11 protein-coding genes are annotated in these 19,841 nt (G+C 71.5%); 7 read left to right on the top strand and 4 right to left on the bottom strand.

What is annotated here, in order from left to right; translation table 11 throughout:
• Positions 1-3 precede the first annotated feature (3 nt).
• From OG878_RS14075 to fxsT, 7 genes are all read left to right on the top strand, one after another.
• Positions 4-2,025, top strand: coding sequence for a VMAP-C domain-containing protein (locus OG878_RS14075; RefSeq protein ID WP_328887121.1), 2,022 nt, complete (start codon positions 4-6; stop codon positions 2,023-2,025).
• Between the two features lie 118 nt (positions 2,026-2,143).
• Positions 2,144-3,193 (top strand): AAA family ATPase, encoded by a 1,050-nt coding sequence (locus OG878_RS14070; protein ID WP_328887120.1) that lies wholly within the window; start codon positions 2,144-2,146, stop codon positions 3,191-3,193.
• 7 nt (positions 3,194-3,200) lie between these two features.
• Positions 3,201-6,674 carry an SAV_2336 N-terminal domain-related protein gene (locus OG878_RS14065; RefSeq protein WP_328887119.1) on the top strand — a complete coding sequence of 1,158 codons (3,474 nt, stop codon included), beginning with the start codon at positions 3,201-3,203 and terminating at the stop codon, positions 6,672-6,674.
• A 100-nt stretch (positions 6,675-6,774) separates the two neighbouring features.
• A complete protein-coding gene (gene fxsA / locus OG878_RS14060) occupies positions 6,775-6,984 on the top strand; it encodes an FxSxx-COOH cyclophane-containing RiPP peptide (RefSeq protein WP_443049106.1) in 210 nt (69 codons plus the stop codon).
• A gap of 284 nt (positions 6,985-7,268) precedes the next feature.
• The gene (locus tag OG878_RS14055) at positions 7,269-8,414 is read left to right on the top strand and encodes an FxsB family cyclophane-forming radical SAM/SPASM peptide maturase (protein ID WP_328891233.1); all 1,146 of its coding nucleotides are present in this window, start codon (positions 7,269-7,271) and stop codon (positions 8,412-8,414) included.
• The gene (locus tag OG878_RS14050) at positions 8,411-9,796 is read left to right on the top strand and encodes an aKG-HExxH-type peptide beta-hydroxylase (protein WP_328887118.1); all 1,386 of its coding nucleotides are present in this window, start codon (positions 8,411-8,413) and stop codon (positions 9,794-9,796) included. The genes OG878_RS14055 and OG878_RS14050 overlap by 4 nt, the downstream gene beginning before the upstream one ends.
• 90 nt (positions 9,797-9,886) lie before the next feature.
• Positions 9,887-12,880 (top strand): FxSxx-COOH system tetratricopeptide repeat protein, encoded by a 2,994-nt coding sequence (gene fxsT / locus OG878_RS14045; RefSeq protein WP_328887117.1) that lies wholly within the window; start codon positions 9,887-9,889, stop codon positions 12,878-12,880.
• Positions 12,881-12,975: 95 nt separating this feature from the next.
• Here fxsT and OG878_RS14040 read toward each other — a convergent pair whose 3' ends face one another.
• From OG878_RS14040 to OG878_RS14025, 4 genes are all read right to left on the bottom strand, one after another.
• Complete coding sequence (locus tag OG878_RS14040; protein ID WP_328887116.1) at positions 12,976-16,794, bottom strand: multifunctional oxoglutarate decarboxylase/oxoglutarate dehydrogenase thiamine pyrophosphate-binding subunit/dihydrolipoyllysine-residue succinyltransferase subunit; 3,819 nt, start codon at positions 16,792-16,794, stop codon at positions 12,976-12,978.
• A 259-nt stretch (positions 16,795-17,053) separates the two neighbouring features.
• Positions 17,054-18,130: a HAMP domain-containing sensor histidine kinase gene (locus OG878_RS14035; protein WP_328887115.1), complete on the bottom strand. Its 1,077-nt coding sequence runs from the start codon at positions 18,128-18,130 to the stop codon at positions 17,054-17,056.
• Positions 18,127-18,864 carry a response regulator transcription factor gene (locus OG878_RS14030; RefSeq protein ID WP_267001914.1) on the bottom strand — a complete coding sequence of 246 codons (738 nt, stop codon included), beginning with the start codon at positions 18,862-18,864 and terminating at the stop codon, positions 18,127-18,129. The genes OG878_RS14035 and OG878_RS14030 overlap by 4 nt, the downstream gene beginning before the upstream one ends.
• Positions 18,865-19,100: 236 nt before the next feature.
• Positions 19,101-19,793, bottom strand: coding sequence for a spermidine synthase (locus OG878_RS14025; protein WP_328887114.1), 693 nt, complete (start codon positions 19,791-19,793; stop codon positions 19,101-19,103).
• Positions 19,794-19,841 lie beyond the last annotated feature (48 nt).

Below are 19,841 nucleotides of genomic sequence, written 5' to 3'. Positions count from 1 at the left end.
CTCATGGACCTCGTGCGGGACGCCACCGTACGCATCCATCGGCCGGGGGCCGGGTATGCCACTGACGAGCCCGGCGGGGGCTTCCTGGGAAGCGGCTTCTTCATCGCCCCCGGCTGGGTCCTCACGTGCGCGCACGTGGCCATGCGGGGGGAGGGGCGCGAGGTGACCGTGTTGTTCAGGGCCGATCCGTACAGCACCGAACTGACCGAGGTCCCCGGCGTGGTGCTCGCCGCGCTGCCCGGCAGCCGGCCGCCCGGAGCGACCGGCTGGCCCGCGCCCGACCTGGCGCTCGTCCAGCTCCGGCGGCCCGTCGAACACACCTGTGTGTACGTCACCGAGCGCTCGGAGGCCATGCTCCGCGGGCGCAAGGTCCGCTGTGTGGGCTGGGCGACCTCGCCGGGCGGCGGGCTGACGACGCTCAGCGGTGACTGCGAGGTGAAGGGCACGTACGGCGGCTGGGCCGACGCCGACCAGCAGATCCGGCTCGACGGGGACTGGCTGGAGCCGGGGATGTCCGGAGGCCCCGTCGTGGACGTGGCCCGCGGCGAGGTCGTCGGGGTGATCAAGTCCCGGCTCGACGACCACCAGGGCGGCACCGCCGTCGGCATCGAGCGGCTGCGCTCCCTGACGGTCCCCGCCGGCCCCGTGGAGGCCGAGTCTGACGACACGTACCAGGCCGTCTTCCATGCCCACGACCGCTACCACGCCGACCGGCACAACAGCCCCGTCTCCACCGAGCGGACCTGGGCCGACGTGCAGAGCGAACTGCCGGGCCCGCCCGGCCGGGTGCTCAGCCCCAAGCGGCGGATCGACCTGCTGGGCAGGCTCGCCGAGTTCCCGCCCCCGGTCAGCACCCGCAATCTGCTGGCACTCCTCGACGGCCTGCCGAACGTCCATGCGCGCGACCTCCGTCCGGCGCCGCGCGGCTGGCGCGACGGGCTCGGCGCGCTGTACGACGCCCGCGCCCGCGACCGCGACGCCGCGCTCGAGCTGATCCTGCGCTACTGCATGGGCGTCCTCGCCGCCGACCGCCCCTTCGACGTGCCCTCCACCCGGGCCGCCACGAAGTCCCTCTGGGAATGGGTGAAACGGATCGCCGAGGAGGACCTCTCCCGGGACTTCCGGCAGGAACTCGTGCTGTACTGGCGCGCCGTCCGCCGGCGCCGGGAGCAGGAGCACCAGCGGGCCACCGCCCCGACGGGCGGGCCGGCCCCGTACGGCGAACGCGCCTTCGTCCTGCTGGAGTTGGAGCCGCGCGGCTGGGAACGGGACCGCTACGACTGGCGGATCGGCGTCGTCCGCCCCACCGGGGAGGTGCTGCCCGTCGCCGAGGACAGCCAGGGCACGGCGCTCGGCGCCCTGCCGGACCGGCTCGCCGCCCCGCTCGCCGAGGCGTTCCGGCGGTGCGACGAACCGGACAGCCCGGCCGTGCTCCAGGTCGCCGTCGTACCCGCGCTGCTCGGCCTCGATGTCGACGGCTGGCACGTCACACCGGACGGGCTGCCGCTCGGGGTCGTACGCCCGGTGGTCGTCCGCCGCTCGGACCAGGGACCGCCGACCGACGACCTGGACCGGCTGCGCAGGACCCGCTGGAACAGCACCAGGAGCTCCGTGATGCAGGCCGAAGTCGTCGACTGCGAGGACGGCATGGGAGTAGGCGTACCGGAGGTGACAGTGCTGCACGCCCTGGCGTACGAGACCGTGCCGGTGCTCTGCCGGTACGGCGACCGGCCGGACCCCGAGACCACGGCCGGGCTGCTGCGGGTGCTCGACGGCGGCTTCGGCGTGGCCCTGTGGCGGCGGACCGGGGAGACCGATGCAGTCTGCACGGAGTTCCACCGGCGCGCCGCCGACACCGTCGCGGAGGTCCGCACCTCCGAGCGCCTGCCGCAGCGGATCCATGAGCTGCGGCGGGGGGTGCGCGCGGGGCGTACGGAGACGTACTGGTCGGACGGCGTCGCCCTGTACTACGACGATCCGCACCATCCGCTGCCCGGTTCCGGTCAGCTCCTGGAGGCGCCGTGAACGGCCGCCGCACCGGTGCGCCCCTTACGGAGGTGTGTCCGGATCGCTACCGTGAGGCACGTTCGACGGCTGCCCCCTGCGACAGGCCCTGGCGGACGAGTGACGACGAGGAACACGCATGAGTGAACCCAGTGAGTGGCTCATCTACCGAGGGGCCGGTGAACCGCACGAGGGCATCGGACAGCTGCCGCCCCCGCCGCCCTGGCGGGACTTCGCGGGCCGCGGCGCCCCGGACCCCGACGACGAGGACGACGACGGCGGCGCGCTCACCGACGGCTCCGCCACCCGTCGCCTCGGCGGCCACCGGCATCTCGCCGAGCTCCACCGGCCCGGCGCCGAAGAGCTCGAAATGATCAACGCCGCGCTCTATCTGCGCCGCCCGCTGCTGGTCACCGGGAGTCCCGGCGCCGGCAAGAGCACGCTGGCGCACTCCGTCGCCCATGAACTCAGGCTCGGCCGGGTCCTGCGCTGGCCCATCGTCAGCCGCTCCACCCTCCTCGACGGCCTCTACCACTACGACGCGATCGCCAGGCTGCAGGACGTGCAGATCGCCGCGCACCGCGCTGCCGCCGGGACGGCCGGGGCCGACGCGGCGGACAACGTCGGCAGCTACATCCGGCTCGGCCCGCTCGGCACCGCGCTGCTGCCCTCGGAGCGGCCCCGTGTGCTGCTCATCGACGAGCTCGACAAGAGCGACATCGACCTGCCGAACGACCTGCTCAATGTCCTGGAGGAGGGCGAGTTCGGCATTCCCGAGCTGGAGCGGATCGCCGACCGGCTGCCCGACGGCGAGGCCGAGGTGCTGACCGACGACGGCACGAAGGTGACGGTCAAGGGCGGGCGCGTGCAGTGCGCGGCCTTTCCGTTCGTCGTGCTCACCAGCAACGGCGAGCGCGACTTCCCGGCGCCGCTGATGCGCCGGTGCATCCACCTGGAGCTGGGCCGCCCCGACCACCAGCGGCTCGCCACCTTCGTACGGGCCCATCTCGGTGACGAGGCGGCGCGCTCCGGGGACGACCTCATCGCCCATTTCCTGGAGCGGTCGCGCAGTGAACTTCTCGCCACCGACCAGTTGTTGAACGCGATCTACCTGACCGACGCCGCCGCCCCCGCCGGCCGGGACCGGCTCGCCGACCTGCTCATCCAGCGACTCGACCGGCCGAGGTGATGAGCTGATGCCGGACGCCGCGGCACGGCCCGGCCCGGACGGGCAGGGGCGCACACCGGACGGGCGGGGATCCGCGCCGGAGCCGTACGCCGGCGGGCTGCTGCCCGTGTTCGTCGCCCGGCTGCGTGCGGCCGGGCTCGACCCCGACGCCGAACAGCTCTGTGACGCCCTCTGGCTCGCCCGGTGGACCCGCCGCCCCGGCGCGCCGGACGGGGAGGAAGGGCAGGACGGCGCCACCGGGACGTCCGCGCGCGACCGGCCGTCCCGCGAAGGGCCGGTCGAGCCGGCGACCCGGCCCGAGACCGGCCGCGGGGCCGGCACGGACACCGCACCGGACGACGGTCGCCCGGAATCGGAACAGAAGGACCCCAAGGACGCCGACCGACGCGTCGCCCTGCATCCCGTACCGCTGCCGAAGCCCGCGGCGCAGGACGACGGCCGCGCCGGCGAGGAGGACGGCCCGCGCGGCCGCCGACGCCGAAGCGCCGCCTCCCTCACGCTGGGCGTCCCCGCCGCCCCCGCGCTCCCTGCTCCCCTCGAACTCCAGCGTGCCTTACGCCCGTTACAGCGCTATCGCCCGGCCGTGCCGCCCTCGCGGCGCACCCTCGACGAGACGGCCACCGCCGAACTGAGCGCACGTGCGGGCGGGTTGATCATCCCGGTGTTCCGTGGAGTCTCCCGGGCCGATGCGCTCCTGCAGTTCGTCATGGACGCCTCGTCGTCGATGCGCGTCTGGGACCGGATGTTCGTCGAACTCCAGCAGATCTTCGGACAGCTGGGAGCCTTCCGTGATGTCCAGGTGCGCTATCTGCACCGCGGACCCGACGGCTCCTGCGCGGTCAGCCGCAGCCCCGACCCGGCCGCCGCGCCGCTGAACTCCGCGGACCGGCTCAGCGATCCCACCGGCCGCCGCGTCACCGTACTCGTCAGCGACTGCGCGGGACCGCTCTGGCACAGCGGACGCGCCCACCGGCTGCTCCACCAACTGGCCCGGCAGGCCCCGACCGCCGTGCTCCAGCCGCTGCCGCAGCGCATGTGGAACCGCACCCGGCTGCCGGTCACCTACGGTGAGCTCTCGCGCGGCGAGGGGCTCTCCGGCGCCGCGGCCCTCAAGATCACCGAGGAGCCCGGAGGCGTGCCCACCACCCGCCCCGGCGCCCTCGCCGTCCCCGTGCTCCCGCCGGTCGCCGGTGCGCTCGCGGCCTGGGCCAGGCTGCTCTCCGGCACCGGCGCCGGCCGGATCTCCGGCGCGGTCGGCTGGGTACGGGCCGACCAGCCCGCGGCGCCCGCACCCCGCCCGGGTGACCGGCCGTCCTCGCTGCAGCTGGTCAGCCGCTTCCGCTCGGCGGCCTCCCCGGTCGCCGGACAGCTGGCGGTCTATCTCGCCGCGGCCCCGCTGTATCTGCCGGTGATGCAGCTGGTGCAGCGGACGATGCTGCCCGACTCGGGGCCGTCCGAGCTTGCCGAGGTGCTGCTCAGCGGACTGCTGTCACGCAGCAGGGCCGACGTCACGGGCAGCGGGCAGTGGTACGAGTTCGCGCCCGGCGTCCAGGAGGCGCTGCTCGGCCCGCTGGGACGGGACGAGGCGCTGCTCGTGCTCAAGCACTGCTCGGAGTACGTGGAGCAGCGGTTCGGCAAGGGCGGGCCGAACTTCCCCGCACTGGCCTTCGCGCAGCTCGGGGAGGGCCGGGGCGCCTCCTCGTACGCCATGGAGATCGGGCCGCGCACGTACGGCAGCGGCTTCGGCGGGCACGGCGAGGACGGGGAGGGCGAAGAGGGTGACGAGAACGGGGGGAGCGGTGGCAGCGGGTCGCGCGTCCCTCACCCCTTCGCCGAGGTCGCGGCCCGCGTACTGGAGCGATTCATGCCTCTGCCCGAGCAGTTCGCGCTCTACGGCGATCACGTGGGCAGCGATGCCACCGACCGCACGACGCACGCGGCGGTGCAGAGCGCCCGCGCGCTCCTGCGCCAGTTCGACTCGGACAGCATGGTGCAGTACCTGATCGACGCCGTGCAGCTGCTGCGGGGTGCCGCCGAACGCGAGCCCTACGCGGGCGCCGACCCCGAGCTGTGGGCCGAGTACGCCCGCTGTGTGCTGCGGCTCTGGGAGGTCCAGGGCGGCAGCGAGCTGCTGCGCGAGGCCGAGCGTGCCGCGGAGCTCGCCGCCGAGCAGCCCGGGGCGGTGCGTGAACGGGCCGTACTGGCCAAGGTGCTGCACGCCGCTGCCGACGACCGGTGGCGGCGCGGCGACCGGCGCGGGGCGTTGAGCCTTCTGCGCCGGGCCGACGCCGAGTACACGGTCGCCTGCGCGGCGCCCGGACTCGACCCCGCCGAAGCGCTGCGGCTCACCCTGGAGCGGGTGCGGGCGATGGAGGCGCAGTGGCGGCTCAGCGGTGACAGCTCCCTGCTGCAGGGGGCGGTCGGCATGCTGGAGGCGTTCGCCGATGTCTGGCCCGACCAGGAGAACCGCCCGATGAGCCTGCCGTTGGCACACGGCCGCACACTGCTGCACCTGGCCCGGGCGACCGCCGATCCCGAGCAGTCCCGGCTGTACGCGGGGCAGGGGGCCCGCTCGCTGCGCAAGGTGCTCGCCGGGGACGAGGGCGCGCAGACCACGGGCACGCAGACACGGATCCTGCTGGACCTGGTGGATGCCCTGCTGGCCTCGGGCACCGAGCCCGACGAGGCATCGACCCTGGTCGAGCAGGCGCTGGCAACCGTACGCGACCAGCGCACGCGCGCCCTGCTGCAGATCAGGGCGGGCAGGGTCTGCGTGGCCCGGTACGAGCACACCGGTGACACGGACGAACTCGGTCGCGCGGCGGAGTGGTTCGGCCAGGCCGCCCGCGGTGTGCCGCGGGACTCCCGGGCCCACGCGGATCTGCTCGCCGAATGGGGCGAGATCATGCTGCGCCGTGCCGAACTGCGCGACGGGCGGCCGTACATCGGCACAGCGGTGCGCATCCTGCGCGACTGCCGCACGGAGACCCCGTCGGACAGCAACGACCAGGCGGGCCGGCTGCTCATGCTCGGCCGGGCCCTCATGCTGCGGCACCGGGTCACCGAGGACCGGGTCGATCTGCGGGAGGCCGAGTATCTCTTCGGGCTCGCGGCCCGCGAGGCACGCGATCCCCTGACCGCCGCCCGCTGCCTGCTGGAACTCGGCCGGTCGCACGTCGACGCGTACCACGTGCTGCACCGGCCGACCCGTCTGGACGAGGCGGCCGAGGCGTTCCGGGACGCCGCCGAATCGGCCCGGACGGCCGCGGCCGAACAGGAGAATCCGCAACAGTTGCTGGCAGCAGTGGAGTTGAGTGCTCAGGCCAACCACTGTCGGGGTATGACCTATGAAGAAGCAGGCCGGCCCCGAGCGGCACGCGAGGCCTACCGAGCGGCCGCCCAGGAGTGGCGCACGATGCCGGACGGCGGCGGCGCGGCGGGTGAGTCGACCGCGGCCCGCCTTGCCGAGCTTGAGCGGTGAGCGCACAACGGCGTGCGCTCGCAGCCGGAACACCAGGTGCCTTGCGCCCATGGACGGGCGCAGGGCAGTGAGCCGAGTACGACGGTAACCGGGAGCGGTGATGAGCGTGTCCGCACGCAACGACGAGGCAAGTCCGATGACGCAGGGGTCGCAGGGCGGCAGCACCGGGGTCCTCCCCGATCTGCTGGACATCGATCTCGAGACGCTGCGCACCGTGGACCATCCGGTCCTCAAGGCGGTGATCGAGGACCTGCGCGGTCGTTCCGAAGGGCCGGGGGAGATGCTGTGGGGTTTCCAGAGCGCCCTTTGAGCGGTCGGGCCGGGCACCCCGGCAGGGCAACGGGCCCGTGCCGGGCGGGCGAACCGGCCGGTTTCGGCCGTCCACCCCAGCGAACAGGGCAACTACGCGGCAGCGGCGTTTGCGGTCCCGCAGAGCCAGAGAGACTCCCCTTGACGGCGGGGCCGTCCGGCAGGGCGTGCCGTGGGTCGCACAGCGAGGGGGCCGGCGTGTCTCGACGGACGAGCACGCGCGCGCCGTCCGGCACCTGGCCCGAACGCCACGACGCGGTGCCCTTCCGGCAGTTCATCGTCAAGATGCACGGCCGCTGCAACCTCGCCTGCCGTTACTGCTACCTGTACGCGGGTCCGGACCGCACCTGGCGGGACCGCCCGGCCGCGGCGCCCGCCGATGTCCTGGAACGCACCGCGTCCCGTATCGCCGAGCACGCCGCGGCCCACGGGCTGACCGAGGTGGCCCTCGTACTGCACGGCGGCGAACCCCTGCTGGCCGGCGCCGAGCGGCTCGCGGCCTTCACCGACCGGGTGCGTGACGGGCTTCCCGAAGGCTGCGTCCTGCACACCACCGTGCAGACCAATGCCACGCTGCTCACCGACGCCGGCATCGTGACCCTGGCCCGCGCGGGCATTCGGGTCGGCATCAGCCTCGACGGCGGTCTGCCCGCCCACAACGCCCAACGCGTCGACCACGCGGGCCGCCCGTCCTGGCCCGCCGCCCTGCGGGGCGCGCGGCTCCTCGCCGACCACCACTCCGGGGCCTACGCAGGCATCCTCACCGTGGTCGACCTGCAGAGCGATCCCCTCGAGATGTACGCCTCGCTCCTCGAACTTCGCCCGCCCACACTGGATCTGTTGCTGCCGCACGGGAACTGGTCCGCCCCGCCCCCCGGTCTGACCGGCGTCCGGCCGCAGGACGCCACGGCAGCGAGAGCGCACCGTACCGGCGGCCGGCCCACCCCGTACGGCGACTGGCTGTGCGCCGTCTTCGACCGCTGGTGGCCGGCCGGACGACGTGAGACCCGCATACGGCTCTTCGAGGAATGTCTCGCGCTCCTGCTCGGGCTGCCTGCCGCGGCCGAGGCCCTCGGCCTCGACCCGGTCAACGCCGTGGTCGTGGAGACCGACGGTTCGATCGAACAGGTCGACTCCCTCAAATCGGCCTACGACACGGCAGCCGCCACCGGACTCGACGTCTTCCGGCACAGCTTCGACCTGGCCCTGCGCCACCCGGGGGTCGCCGCACGTCAGGCGGGCGCCGGTGCGCTCGCCGCCACGTGCCGTTCCTGCCCCCTGCTCACGGTCTGCGGCGGCGGTCACTACGCCCACCGGTACCGCGCCGGACACGGCTTCATCAACCCCTCCGTCTACTGCGCCGACCTCGACCGGCTGATCCGCCACGTCGCGGCCGGGCTGTCCGACGCGGTCGCGGGAGCCCCCACATGACCTCCGCCGTCCCCGACCAGGTCCTGCGCGAGCTGGGCCGGACCGAGGGAGGGCCCGAGGCGCTCGACCTGCTCACCCGGGACCAGCACACCCGCAGGATCGCCTCGCTGCGGGCGCTGCTCGACGCCGCCGGCCAGGCCCCCGTGGAGGTCTGCCCCGCCGACCGGCTCGACCGGGTCCACGACCACTGGACGCTGCTGGCGGCGGCGGAGCGAGCCGACCGGGACGCCGCGCGATCGGTGATCTTCTATCCGCTGGCGGGCCCATGGGTCCGCAGCTGCCTGTACGGTCTGCTCTCCGGACGGGGCGGACCGGTGCTGCGAGCCGATCTCTCGCACCTCGGAGCCATGGCCGCGGCTGCGGCCATCCGGTCCGCACTGCCCTTCACCGCTCGGCTCACCGCCGTCGCCACCACGCTGCCGCTCCCGACGCTCGGCTCGTTGCGCACGCTGCCGGGCGAGGCCGATCTCCACTTCGACGGGGAGGAGCTGACGGTACGCCAGAGGGACGCGTCGGACCTCGTCGTCCGGTTCGGCGGCCGCGCGGCCGGGCCCGCCGACCCGCGCTGGCTGCCCCTGCTCGCACTTCCGCCGCTGGTGGCGGGCGGTGTCCCCGTACCGCTCGACGACCTCGACCCCTACCGCACGTCCGGCAGCGGGCAGCGCCGCCACGGCCTCGGTGACGCAGCCCCACGGGATACCGGGGAACAGGGCGCCTGGGCGGCGTCCTGGTCGCGTGTGACGCCACTGCTGCGCATCGGAGGGCCTCATCGGCTCGCCGAGGCGGCCACCCTGTTGCGATGTCTGGTCCCCCTCGCACCGCCGCCCGGATCCGGCGGTGCCGGTGACGGGGCCGCCCACTGCAGCGGGACCCGCCGCGAGGCGTTCGGCGCCGTCCTGAGCAGCAGGCCGGCCTCCCCGGCCCTCCTGGCCTCGACGCTCGTGCACGAACTTCAGCACACCAAACTTGCCGCGCTCGCCGCTCTGGTTCCGCTGCACCGCGAGGACGCGACGCCGCGTCACTTCGCGCCCTGGCGACCCGACCCCCGGCCCTTCGACGGGCTGTTCCAGGGCGCGTACGCCCATCTCGCGCTCGCCGCGTTCTGGCAGCGGTGTGCGCTCGGCGCGCAGAGTGCCGGGCTGCGTGACCTCGCCTGGACCGAACACACACGCAGCCGGGAGCAGACCGGTGCGGTTCTGCCGGTTCTCGCCGGGTCCGGCGCGCTCACCCCGGAGGGAAGGGTCGTCATCAATGAACTGATCTCGCTCTACCACCGTCTGGCGGATTGTCCGCCACCGACAGGCCACCTGGCCCGCGCGCGCGCCTATGTGAGCACGGCCCGCGTGATATGGCAGCAGAGGAACGACTCCGGTCGTGTGTGACGGCGGCCCCCACGTGGCAGTGATTCACCGTCACCGACATTTCCTGATGACACGTTAGTAGGGCTTGTAATGATGCAGGGAGACGGCTGAATGCCCCTAGCAGGTAAGCAAGTTGAAGCATCGGGGACGCAATCCGTCACGATCAGTTTCGCCGGATTCAACCGAGCCTGGGCGGCCTGGATCGGGGACCGTCTCGAACGGCGCGGAGTGCATGTCGTCTATCAGCGCTGGGATCCGCAGGACGATGCCACGCTGGAGGAATCGCTCCAGGACCTGATGCTCGCTCCGGGGCGCATCCTCGTCGTCCTCAGCGAGTGGTACTTCCAGCTCGGCCCCCGGAGCCATGACGAGTGGAACAGGGCGCTGCGGCATGTCGTCGCGGTCGACCGCGAGCGCTTCGCGGCCGTCTCGCTCACCACATCGGCGCTGCCTGCCGCCACCTCCGTCTTCGGAGCCGCCGATCTCACCAACGTCGGTGCCGCCGAGGCCGAACGCCGCATGCTGGTCAGCCTGTCCCTGCCGACGGACCCGCTGCCCGACCAGGCAGACACCAGGCCCGGCCCGCGTTTCCCGGCGGACACCCCCGAGGTCTGGGGCGGGGTTCCCCGCCGCAACACACGCTTCACCGGACGCGAGCGCCTGTTGGGCGACACCTATCACGCGTTCCAGGGAGCCGGGCGGGGCGCCGGTGTCGTCACCTTCCACGGAATGTCCGGTGTGGGGAAGACGCAACTGGCCGCCGAGTACGTCTACCGCTTCGGCTCCGAGTACGACGTGGTCTGGTGGGTACCGGCCGACCGCCGGGCCCTGTACCGCCAGAAGCTCGCCGAACTCGCTCCCGAACTCGGTCTGCCCACAGGTGCCGAGTACGGCGAGCGGCTCCGGGCGGTACGCGACTCCCTGCGGCGCGGCGATCCGCACTCCCACTGGCTGCTCGTCCTCGACGGCGCCGACGAACCCGAGCACATCTGGGATCTGGTGCCGACCGGCCCCGGCCATGTGCTGATCACCTCGCGCAATCCCGAGTGGGGCGAGCACAACAGCAATCTCGTCGAGGTCCCGGTCTACAGCAGGGACGAGTCGGTCTCCTTCATCCGCCGCCGTGCGCCCCGGCTGACCCCCTCCGACGCGGACCAACTCGCGGAGGCCCTGGAGGATCTGCCCCTCCTGCTCGACCAGACGGCAGGCTGGCTCAACGACTCCGACATGTCCGTCGAGGAGTACATCGAACTCCTCGCCGGAGGTATCGACCAGGACGTGGTCAAGGTGTCCGCGGACTTCCCTCTGGCCTTCCAGACCGCCTGGTCGATACTGCTGAACAAACTCAGGGAGACCGTTCCCGAGTCCGTCGACCTGCTGCGCCTGTGCAGCTTCTTCGCGCCGGGTTCGATTCCGGTGCGGCTGCTGAAGGACATGCCCTCCGGCGACCTGCCCGAGCAACTGGCCGGGCTGATGAACGACCCGCTGCTCTGGAACCGTGCCATCAGCCAGCTCCGCCAGTACTCCGTGGTGCGGCTGGAGTCCCACGAGTCGTCCGTCGACGAGGTGTCCATCGCCGGGGAATCGGTGTACCTGCACCGCATGGTGCACCAGATCATCGGCAAGGACATGCCCGAGCGGGACCGGGAGGAGTTTGCCGGCGTCGTACGCCGCGCGCTCACCGCCGCGGACCCCGGCCGGCCCATCGACTCCCGGCAGTGGCCCGCCTACGCCGAGATCACACCGCACCTCAAATGGGCCGATGTCCTGAACAGCACCGATCCTGCGGTCCACACCCTGGTGCTCAACTGCCTGCGCTACATGTACTTCTCCGGGGAGTACCGGGCGGGCATCAAGCTTGCCGGGCGGGCCATGACCGCCTGGAAGGAACTGCTCGGCGAGACCCACCCGCGGATCTGGGACCTCACCTACAACTACGCCAACCTGCTGAGGTCCGTGGGCAACTACGCGGAGACCGCAGCCATGGAGCAGGCCGCGGTCGACCACCTGCGCAGGGAGCGGGGCGAGAAGGACCTGGAGTTCCTGCGGGCCTCCAACGGCCTTGCCGCGGATCTCCGGGGGCTCGGCAAGTACGAGGACGCGCTGGAGCTGTCCCAGCGGCTGGTCAACTCCTACCGCGAAATCCTCGGCGACGACTCCCGCACCATCACGGCCCAGAACAACCTGGCCATTTCGCTCCGTCTGCTCGGCCGCTACGAGGAATCGCGGGAGCTCAACCGGCGCACTCTGGACAAGCACCGGGACCGCCTGGGCCACCGCCACGGCTGGACGCTGAGCTCCGAGATCAACTACTCGACCGATCTGCGGCTCCTGGGCCGGTACGCCGAGGCCGAGTCCCTCCAGGCGCGAAGCACCCGCATGCACCACATCGTGCTGGGCCAGGACAACCCGCAGACACTCCTGTCCGAACACAATCTGGCCCTGTGTCTCTACCGCGGTGGCGATCGGACCGCAGCGGAGTCCCTCTTCACCCGCGTACTCGAGCGCAGCGAGCGGGTGCTCGGCGAGGACGACCCCCTCACCATGATGTTCGCGGCCGGACAGAGCTGCTTCGCCCGCGAGCACGCGGACATCGACCAGGCGCGGGCGATAAGCGAGCGTGTGGTCGACGGGTACGTACGGATGCTCGGCGAGAACCACCCGTACGTAGCGGGGGTCCGTTCCAACCATGCCCTGATCCTGCGCAACGTCGGAGAGCGGGAGCAGGCGCACGTCCTGGGCGAGAACGCCCTCCTGGACATGACGCGCGCCGTCGGTGAGAACCACCCGTGGACCTTCGGCGTCGCCATCAACGCCTCGGCGCTGCGCAATCTGGTGGGTGAGCCGGAGTCCGCGGCTGCCCTGACGGAATCGGTCATCGCGCGCGCAGCCGAGGCACTCGGCCGCACGCATCCGCTCAGCCTGTCCGCCCGGATCGCGTATGCGGCGGATCTGCGCGGAACCCGGGACCGTCGGCGAGCCGACAAGGTGGAGAGCGAAGCGCTGGACGACTTGGTCGCGACGTTGGGGGCGCAGCACGTGCACACGGTCTCGGCGCGTTCGCGCAACCGGCCCTTCTGGGATTTCGAGCCGCAGCTGATCTGACGTCCCGCCGGAGACCGCCGCACCCCGCACACGCCGGAGGGCCCGGCCCCGCGATCACTCGCGGGGCCGGGCCCTCCGGTTCGTACAGTCGCTGATCAGGCCTCGAAGACCTCGGCGACCAGCTGAGCCTGCTCCGCCTGGTGCCGCTTGGCCGAGCCGACCGCCGGGGACGAGCCGTGCGGCCGCGAGATGCGGCGCAGGCGCTCACCGTGCGGGACGTCGGCGCCGACGGCCAGGTCCAGGTGGTCGATCAGGTTCAGGGCGATGAACGGCCAGGCACCCTGGTTGGCCGGCTCCTCCTGGGCCCACAGGTACTTCTCGGCGTTCGGGTACTTGGCGATCTCGGCCTGGAGCTCGGCACCCGGCAGCGGGTACAGGCGCTCCAGACGGATGATCGCGGTGTCCGTGACGCCGCGCTTCTCGCGCTCGGCCTCCAGGTCGTAGTAGACCTTGCCGGCGCAGAAGACGACCTTGCGGACCGCGTTCGGGTCGGCGGACTCGTCGCCGATCACCGGGCGGAAGCCGCCGGTGGTGAACTCCTCCACCTTCGAGGCCGCCGCCTTGAGGCGGAGCATCGACTTCGGGGTGAAGACGACCAGCGGCTTGTGGTGCGGGTTGTGCACCTGCCACCGCAGGAGGTGGAAGTAGTTCGACGGGAGCGTCGGCATGGCGACCGTCATGTTGTCCTGCGCGCACATCTGGAGGAAGCGCTCCGGGCGGGCGGACGAGTGGTCCGGGCCCTGGCCCTCGTAGCCGTGCGGCAGGAGCAGCGTGACGCCGGAGGTCTGGCCCCACTTCTGCTCGGCCGAGGAGATGAACTCGTCGACGACGGTCTGCGCGCCGTTGACGAAGTCACCGAACTGGGCCTCCCAGATGACCAGCGACTCCGGGCGGGCCAGCGAGTAGCCGTACTCGAAGCCCATCGCCGCGTACTCGCTGAGCAGCGAGTCGTAGACGTTGTAACGGGCCTGCTCGTCGGAGAGGTAGAGCAGCGGGGTGTAGTCCTCGCCGGTCACCTGGTCGACGAGGACCGCGTGACGCTGGCCGAAGGTGCCGCGGCGGGTGTCCTGGCCGGCGAGCCGGACCGGGGTGCCCTCCATCAGCAGCGAACCGATGGCCAGGGTCTCGCCCATGCCCCAGTCGATCGTGCCGTTCTCCACCGATGCGGCGCGGCGCTGCATCTGCGGCATCAGGCGCGGGTGGACCGTGATCCGCTCGGGGATGTTGACCTGGGACTCGGCGATCCGCTTCACGACCTCCGCGGAGACCGCGGTCGTGACGGCCACCGGGAACTCGGGCTGCGCTTCCGGGACATGCGTCTGAGCCGGGTGCGACGTGGCCTCGCGGACCTCCGCGAAGACCTTCTCCAGCTGGCCCTGGAAGTCCTGGAGCGCCTGCTCGGCCTCTTCCAGCGTGATGTCGCCGCGACCGATGAGGGACTCGGTGTAGAGCTTGCGCACCGAGCGCTTCTTGTCGATCAGGGTGTACATCTGCGGGTTGGTGAACTCCGGGTTGTCGCCCTCGTTGTGACCGCGGCGGCGGTAGCAGATGAGGTCGATCACGACGTCCTTGTTGAACGCCTGGCGGAACTCGAACGCGAGACGGGCCACCCGGACGACGGCCTCGGGGTCGTCGCCGTTGACGTGGATGATCGGCGCCTCGATCATGCGCGCCACGTCCGTGGCGTACATCGAGGAGCGCGAGGACTCCGGGGCGGCGGTGAAGCCGACCTGGTTGTTGATCACCACGTGCACGGTGCCGCCGGTGCGGTAGCCGCGCAGCTGCGACATGTTGAGCGTCTCGGCGACGACGCCCTGGCCCGCGAAGGCCGCGTCGCCGTGGAGCGCGACGGGCAGGACCGTGAAGTCCGTGCCGCCCTTGTTGATGATGTCCTGCTTGGCGCGGGCGATGCCCTCCAGGACCGGGTCGACCGCCTCCAGGTGCGAGGGGTTGGCGGCCAGCGAGACCTTGATCTGCTCGCCGTCCAGACCGGTGAAGGTGCCCTCGGCGCCCAGGTGGTACTTCACGTCGCCGGAGCCGTGCATCGACCGCGGGTCGAGGTTGCCCTCGAACTCCCGGAAGATCTGCGCGTACGACTTGCCGACGATGTTCGCCAGGACGTTCAGCCGGCCGCGGTGGGCCATGCCGATGACGACCTCGTCGAGGCGGGCCTCGGCGGCGGAGTCGATGACCGCGTCGAGCAGCGGGATGACGGACTCGCCGCCCTCCAGCGAGAACCGCTTCTGGCCGACGTACTTGGTCTGCAGGAACGTCTCGAACGCCTCGGCGGCGTTGAGGCGGCGCAGGATCCGCAGCTGCTCCTCGCGCTCCGGCTTCGGGCGCGGACGCTCCACCCGGTCCTGGAGCCACTTGCGCTGCTTCGGGTCCTGGATGTGCATGAACTCGATGCCGGTGGTGCGGCAGTACGACTCACGCAGCACACCGAGGATGTCGCGGAGCTTCATCATCGTCTTGCCGGCGAAACCGCCGACCGCGAAGTCCCGCTCCAGGTCCCACAGGGTGAGGCCGTGCTCGGTGATGTCCAGGTCGGGGTGCTTGCGCTGGCGGTACTCCAGCGGGTCGGTGTCGGCCATGACATGGCCGCGGACCCGGTAGGAGTGGATCAGCTCGAAGACCCGGGCGGCCTTGGTGACGTCGTCGTCGTGCGAGGCGTCGATGTCCTTGAGCCAGCGGACCGGCTCGTAGGGGATGCGCAGCGCCTTGAAGATCTCGTCGTAGAACTCGTTCTCGCCGAGCAGGAGCTGGGCCAGGATCCGCAGGAACTCGCCGGAGGCGGCGCCCTGGATGACCCGGTGGTCGTACGTCGAGGTCAGCGTCATGACCTTCGAGATGCCCAGCTTGTTCAGGGTGTCCTGGGAGGTGCCCTGGAACTCCGCCGGGTAGTCCATCGCGCCGACACCCATGATGAGGCCCTGGCCGGGCATCAGGCGGGGCACCGAGTGGACGGTGCCGATGCCGCCGGGGTTGGTCAGCGAGGCGGTGACTCCGGTGAAGTCGTCCATGCCGAGCTTGCCGATGCGGGCGCGGCGGACGATGTCCTCGTACGCCTGCCAGAACTCGAAGAAGTTGAGCGTCTCGGCCTTCTTGATGGCCGCGACGACCAGCTGGCGGTCCCCGTTCGGCTTCACCAGGTCGATGGCCAGGCCGAGGTTGACGTGCTCCGGCTTGACCAGCGTCGGCTTGCCGTCCTTCTCCGCGAAGGAGTAGTTCATCGACGGCATGGCCTTGAGGGCCTGCACCATCGCGTACCCGATGAGGTGCGTGAAGGAGATCTTCCCGCCACGGGCGCGCTTGAGGTGGTTGTTGATGACGATGCGGTTGTCGAACAGCAGCTTCACCGGAACGGCGCGGACGGACGTGGCCGTCGGCAGCTCCAGCGAGGCGTTCATGTTCTTCGCAACGGCGGCGGACGGGCCGCGCAGCGTCACGTACTCGGGGCCTGCGGCCGCCGTGGTGGCCGGGGCCGCCTTGGCGGGGGCCTTCGCGGCCGGAGCAGCCGGCGCGGCGGGTGCCGCGGGTGCGGCAGGCGCCGCCTTCGCCGGAGCGGCGGGTGCGGCAGGTGCAGCAGGTGCGGCGACCGGGGCCGGGGCCGCGGGCTGTGCCGCTGCGGCGTGGTTGACCTGGACCGGTGCGGTGGCGGCCGGGGCCGCGGTCACCGCAGCCCCCGCGGCTGCGGCGCCGGGAACGGGCTTGTCCGCCGTGCCGGACGTACCCGGCTTGTAGTCGGCGAAGAAGTCCCACCAGGCGCGATCGACCGAATTGGGATCCTGGAGGTACTGCTGGTAGATCTCGTCGACGAGCCACTCATTGGGGCCGAAAGCGGCAGCCGGGTTCGAGCCCGGGCTGGCTTGGTCGGTCGAGATGCTCGAGTTACTGGGGGACTGAGACGACACGGCGGCAACCGCCCTCTTCCGCTTCACAAGGTGATGGACAGCGGAAATCAAGGCTACGCCTCCTTGACCGTTCCATGCAGACCGGGCCGGTCTTCGTCGTGCAAGTCACATCAAAGAGCGGGTTTCGGCGCACGAAATGGCGGGAAACAAGCTTGGTTCCGCTTCACTCCGGGTACGCGAGACCGTGGTTACGGCCCCATGGACCGTATCCCCGCGTGGGACGAGACGTAGAACGTGCCCTTCCGCTTCGAACCCTATGTCAACTGCGCGGCTGAGGGATCCCCGGAAGAGTGACTTGGATGCGGCAACCGCGAGCTGATTCGGCCACTCCGATGCGACCGCCGTGCAGATCCACCGCCCAGCGGGCGATGGCCAGCCCCAGCCCCGTGCCGCCGTCGCTGCCCGGACCGTGCGGGGACGGCACGACGCCACGGTTGAAACGCTCGAAGACCCGGCGCCGTTCGGACTCCGGGATGCCGGGGCCCTCGTCCAGGACCTCCAGATCCAGCGACTCCGGCAGCGCCCCGCGCCGCGCCCGCACCGTGACCCGGCCGTGCGGCGGACTGTGCTTGACGGCGTTGTCGATCAGATTGGCCACCACCTGGTGCAGCCGCTCCGCGTCCGCGTGCGCGGTCAGCTCGGGCGGGGACACATCCAGGTGCAGATGTACGTCCGTACGGGTGTGGTTCCCGGAACCGGAGGACAGCCGGCGGTACGAGGCGGCGAGGTTCGCTTCCTTCAGCACGCCCGAGAGATACGGCCACACCTCGAAGCGGCGGGCCTTCAGGGTGACCACCCCGTTGTCCAGACGGGACAGGTCCAGCAGCGTCTCCACCAGCCTGCCGAGGCGCTCCGTCTGTTTCAGTGCCGTGCGCATGGTCTCGGGATCTGCGGCGGAGACCCCGTCCACGACGTTCTCCAGGACGGCTCTCAGCGCCGCGATGGGAGTGCGCAGCTCGTGCGAGACATTGGCCACCAGCTCCTTGCGGTGCAGGTCCACGGCTTCCAGATCGTCCGCCATGAGGTTGATCGTCTGCGCCAGGTCGCCGAGCTCGTCACGCCGGCCGGCGCCCCGCACCCGCCGGGTGTAGTCGCCCTGCGAGATCGACCGGGCCACCCTCGTCATCTCGTCCAGCGGCGCGGTCAGCCCGTGCGCCACGAACTGGGTGATCAGCAGCGTCGCGATCACCGAGAACACCGTGATGAACCGCAGCTCGGTCCTGGTGCGCACCGCCACCATCAGCAGCCCGGTCGTGATGAACACCGAGACCACGACGAGCGTGCCCAGCTTGGCCTTGATCGAGAAAGGGCGCAGTCCGGAACCGGTCCGGCTCATGGCGCCGGGGTCTCCAGGGCGTAACCGACACCGTGCACGGTACGGATCCGCTCCGCGCCGATCTTCCGGCGCAGCGCCTTGATGTGGCTGTCGACGGTACGGGTGCCGGAGGCGTCCGCCCAGTCCCAGACCTCGGCGAGCAGCTGCTCGCGGGAGAGCACGGCGCGCGGCGTGTTGGCCAGGCAGACCAGGAGGTCGAACTCGGTGGGCGTCAGGTGGACGTCCTCGGCGCGCACCCGGACCCGGCGCTGCGCGTGGTCGATCTCCAGCTCGCCGAGGCGCAGGATGCCGCTGCGCGGTGTCACCGCGGCCAGTGCCGCACGCTCGACCCGGCGCAGCAGGACGTGCACCCGGGCCGCGAGTTCACGCATGGAGAACGGCTTGGTCATGTAGTCGTCGGCGCCGACACCGAGGCCGACCAGCATGTCGGTCTCGTCGTCCCGGGCGGTCAGCATCAGCACCGGCACGGGCCGTGTGGCCTGCACCCGGCGGCAGACCTCCAGGCCGTCGAAGCCCGGAAGCATGATGTCGAGCACCATCAGATCCGGCTGCCAGGCCTCGGCCGCGTCGACGGCCGCCGGGCCGTCGAGCGCCGTCTGCACCAGGAAGCCCTCGGCCCGCAGGCGGGCGGAAATGGCGTCGACAATCGTCGCGTCGTCCTCGACCACCAGGACCCGGCGCTGCGCGCCCGGGGTGGCCGCGACACCGTTGTGGGTGGTGTGTGTCTGTTCCATCGCCCCGCCCCTGCCCGTTCTCGCGGAGGTCATTCCCCCGGACGCACGGTCTTCGCTTGTGAATTTCGTGGGTGATCCCGTTTGCCGCTCAGCAGCGTAAAGGCAGTGGGCTGCTCCCGGCTACGCAGGGTGTAACGGCAGGGGAACGGGTTGGACGCGAGCAGGCGGCGGAGTGTCTGCCTTGTGGCGCTTGGCCCCCGGGCGTCCGGGGGCCCCGCATACCCGGTGGGGGGACCTCAGCCGGCCCGAAGTGCGAGATGAACCACGTCGGGCACACCTCGGGCGACATGCACCTCTTCTGTTCTTACGCCATCAAATCCGGCATTTCTCAAGGCCTGTTCAAAGGCGGCGGACGGCTGTGCGGACCACACGGCCAGAACCCCGCCCGGATTGAGCCGTTCCCGGCAGTCCGCGAGGCCCGCGGCGGAGTACAGGCTTCCGTTCTCCTCGGTGACCGTCCAGTCCGGCCCGTTGTCGATGTCCAGACACAAGGCGTCGTAACGGTCCGTAGTCGTGTGGAGATATGCGACGAGATCCGTCGCCAGGATCGCCGTGCGTGGATCGGCGAGCGCCGCACCGGAGATCCGGGCCAGCGGCCCGTCCAGGTGCCACTCGATGATCGCCTGTTCCCTCTCGGCGACCGCGATCCGCCCCCAGCGCGGCTCGGCTGCGGCATGCGCCAGCGAGAAGCCGACCCCGAGCCCCCCGATGAGCACCGAGGGGCGCGTCGGCCCGGCGGGCAGCGCCGCGAGCGCGGCGTCGATCAGCAGTCGCTCGGAGCGCCCGTCCGCGGTGTCCATCAGGAAGCAGCCATTGGCGATGATCTCGAAGTCGTCCCCCCGCTCCCGCAGGACGACCTCCCCGTACGGTCCTTCGCGGCGGTCGAGCGTGACGGGGCTGTGAGCGGTGCGGCGGTAGGCGGTGGGCATGTCCTCGGTCTCCGGTAGGTGGGTTCCCGCCATCCTTGCCGGACGGGG

The organism is Streptomyces sp. NBC_00316 (assembly GCF_036158715.1).
In the GTDB taxonomy this organism is placed as follows: Bacteria; Actinomycetota; Actinomycetes; order Streptomycetales; family Streptomycetaceae; genus Streptomyces.
The sequence above is the reverse complement of the archived record's forward strand: the minus strand, read 5'-3'. Positions and strand labels throughout refer to the sequence as shown.

Coding starts and splice junctions, on each gene's coding strand:
- OG878_RS14075 (WP_328887121.1), top strand. CDS start 4: ATGGACCTCGTGCGGGACGCCACCGTACGCATCCATCGGCCGGGGGCC.
- OG878_RS14070 (WP_328887120.1), top strand. CDS start 2,144: ATGAGTGAACCCAGTGAGTGGCTCATCTACCGAGGGGCCGGTGAACCG.
- OG878_RS14065 (WP_328887119.1), top strand. CDS start 3,201: ATGCCGGACGCCGCGGCACGGCCCGGCCCGGACGGGCAGGGGCGCACA.
- fxsA (WP_443049106.1), top strand. CDS start 6,775: ATGAGCGTGTCCGCACGCAACGACGAGGCAAGTCCGATGACGCAGGGG.
- OG878_RS14055 (WP_328891233.1), top strand. CDS start 7,269: ATGCACGGCCGCTGCAACCTCGCCTGCCGTTACTGCTACCTGTACGCG.
- OG878_RS14050 (WP_328887118.1), top strand. CDS start 8,411: ATGACCTCCGCCGTCCCCGACCAGGTCCTGCGCGAGCTGGGCCGGACC.
- fxsT (WP_328887117.1), top strand. CDS start 9,887: ATGCCCCTAGCAGGTAAGCAAGTTGAAGCATCGGGGACGCAATCCGTC.
- OG878_RS14035 (WP_328887115.1), bottom strand. CDS start 18,130: ATGAGCCGGACCGGTTCCGGACTGCGCCCTTTCTCGATCAAGGCCAAG.
- OG878_RS14030 (WP_267001914.1), bottom strand. CDS start 18,864: ATGGAACAGACACACACCACCCACAACGGTGTCGCGGCCACCCCGGGC.
- OG878_RS14025 (WP_328887114.1), bottom strand. CDS start 19,793: ATGCCCACCGCCTACCGCCGCACCGCTCACAGCCCCGTCACGCTCGAC.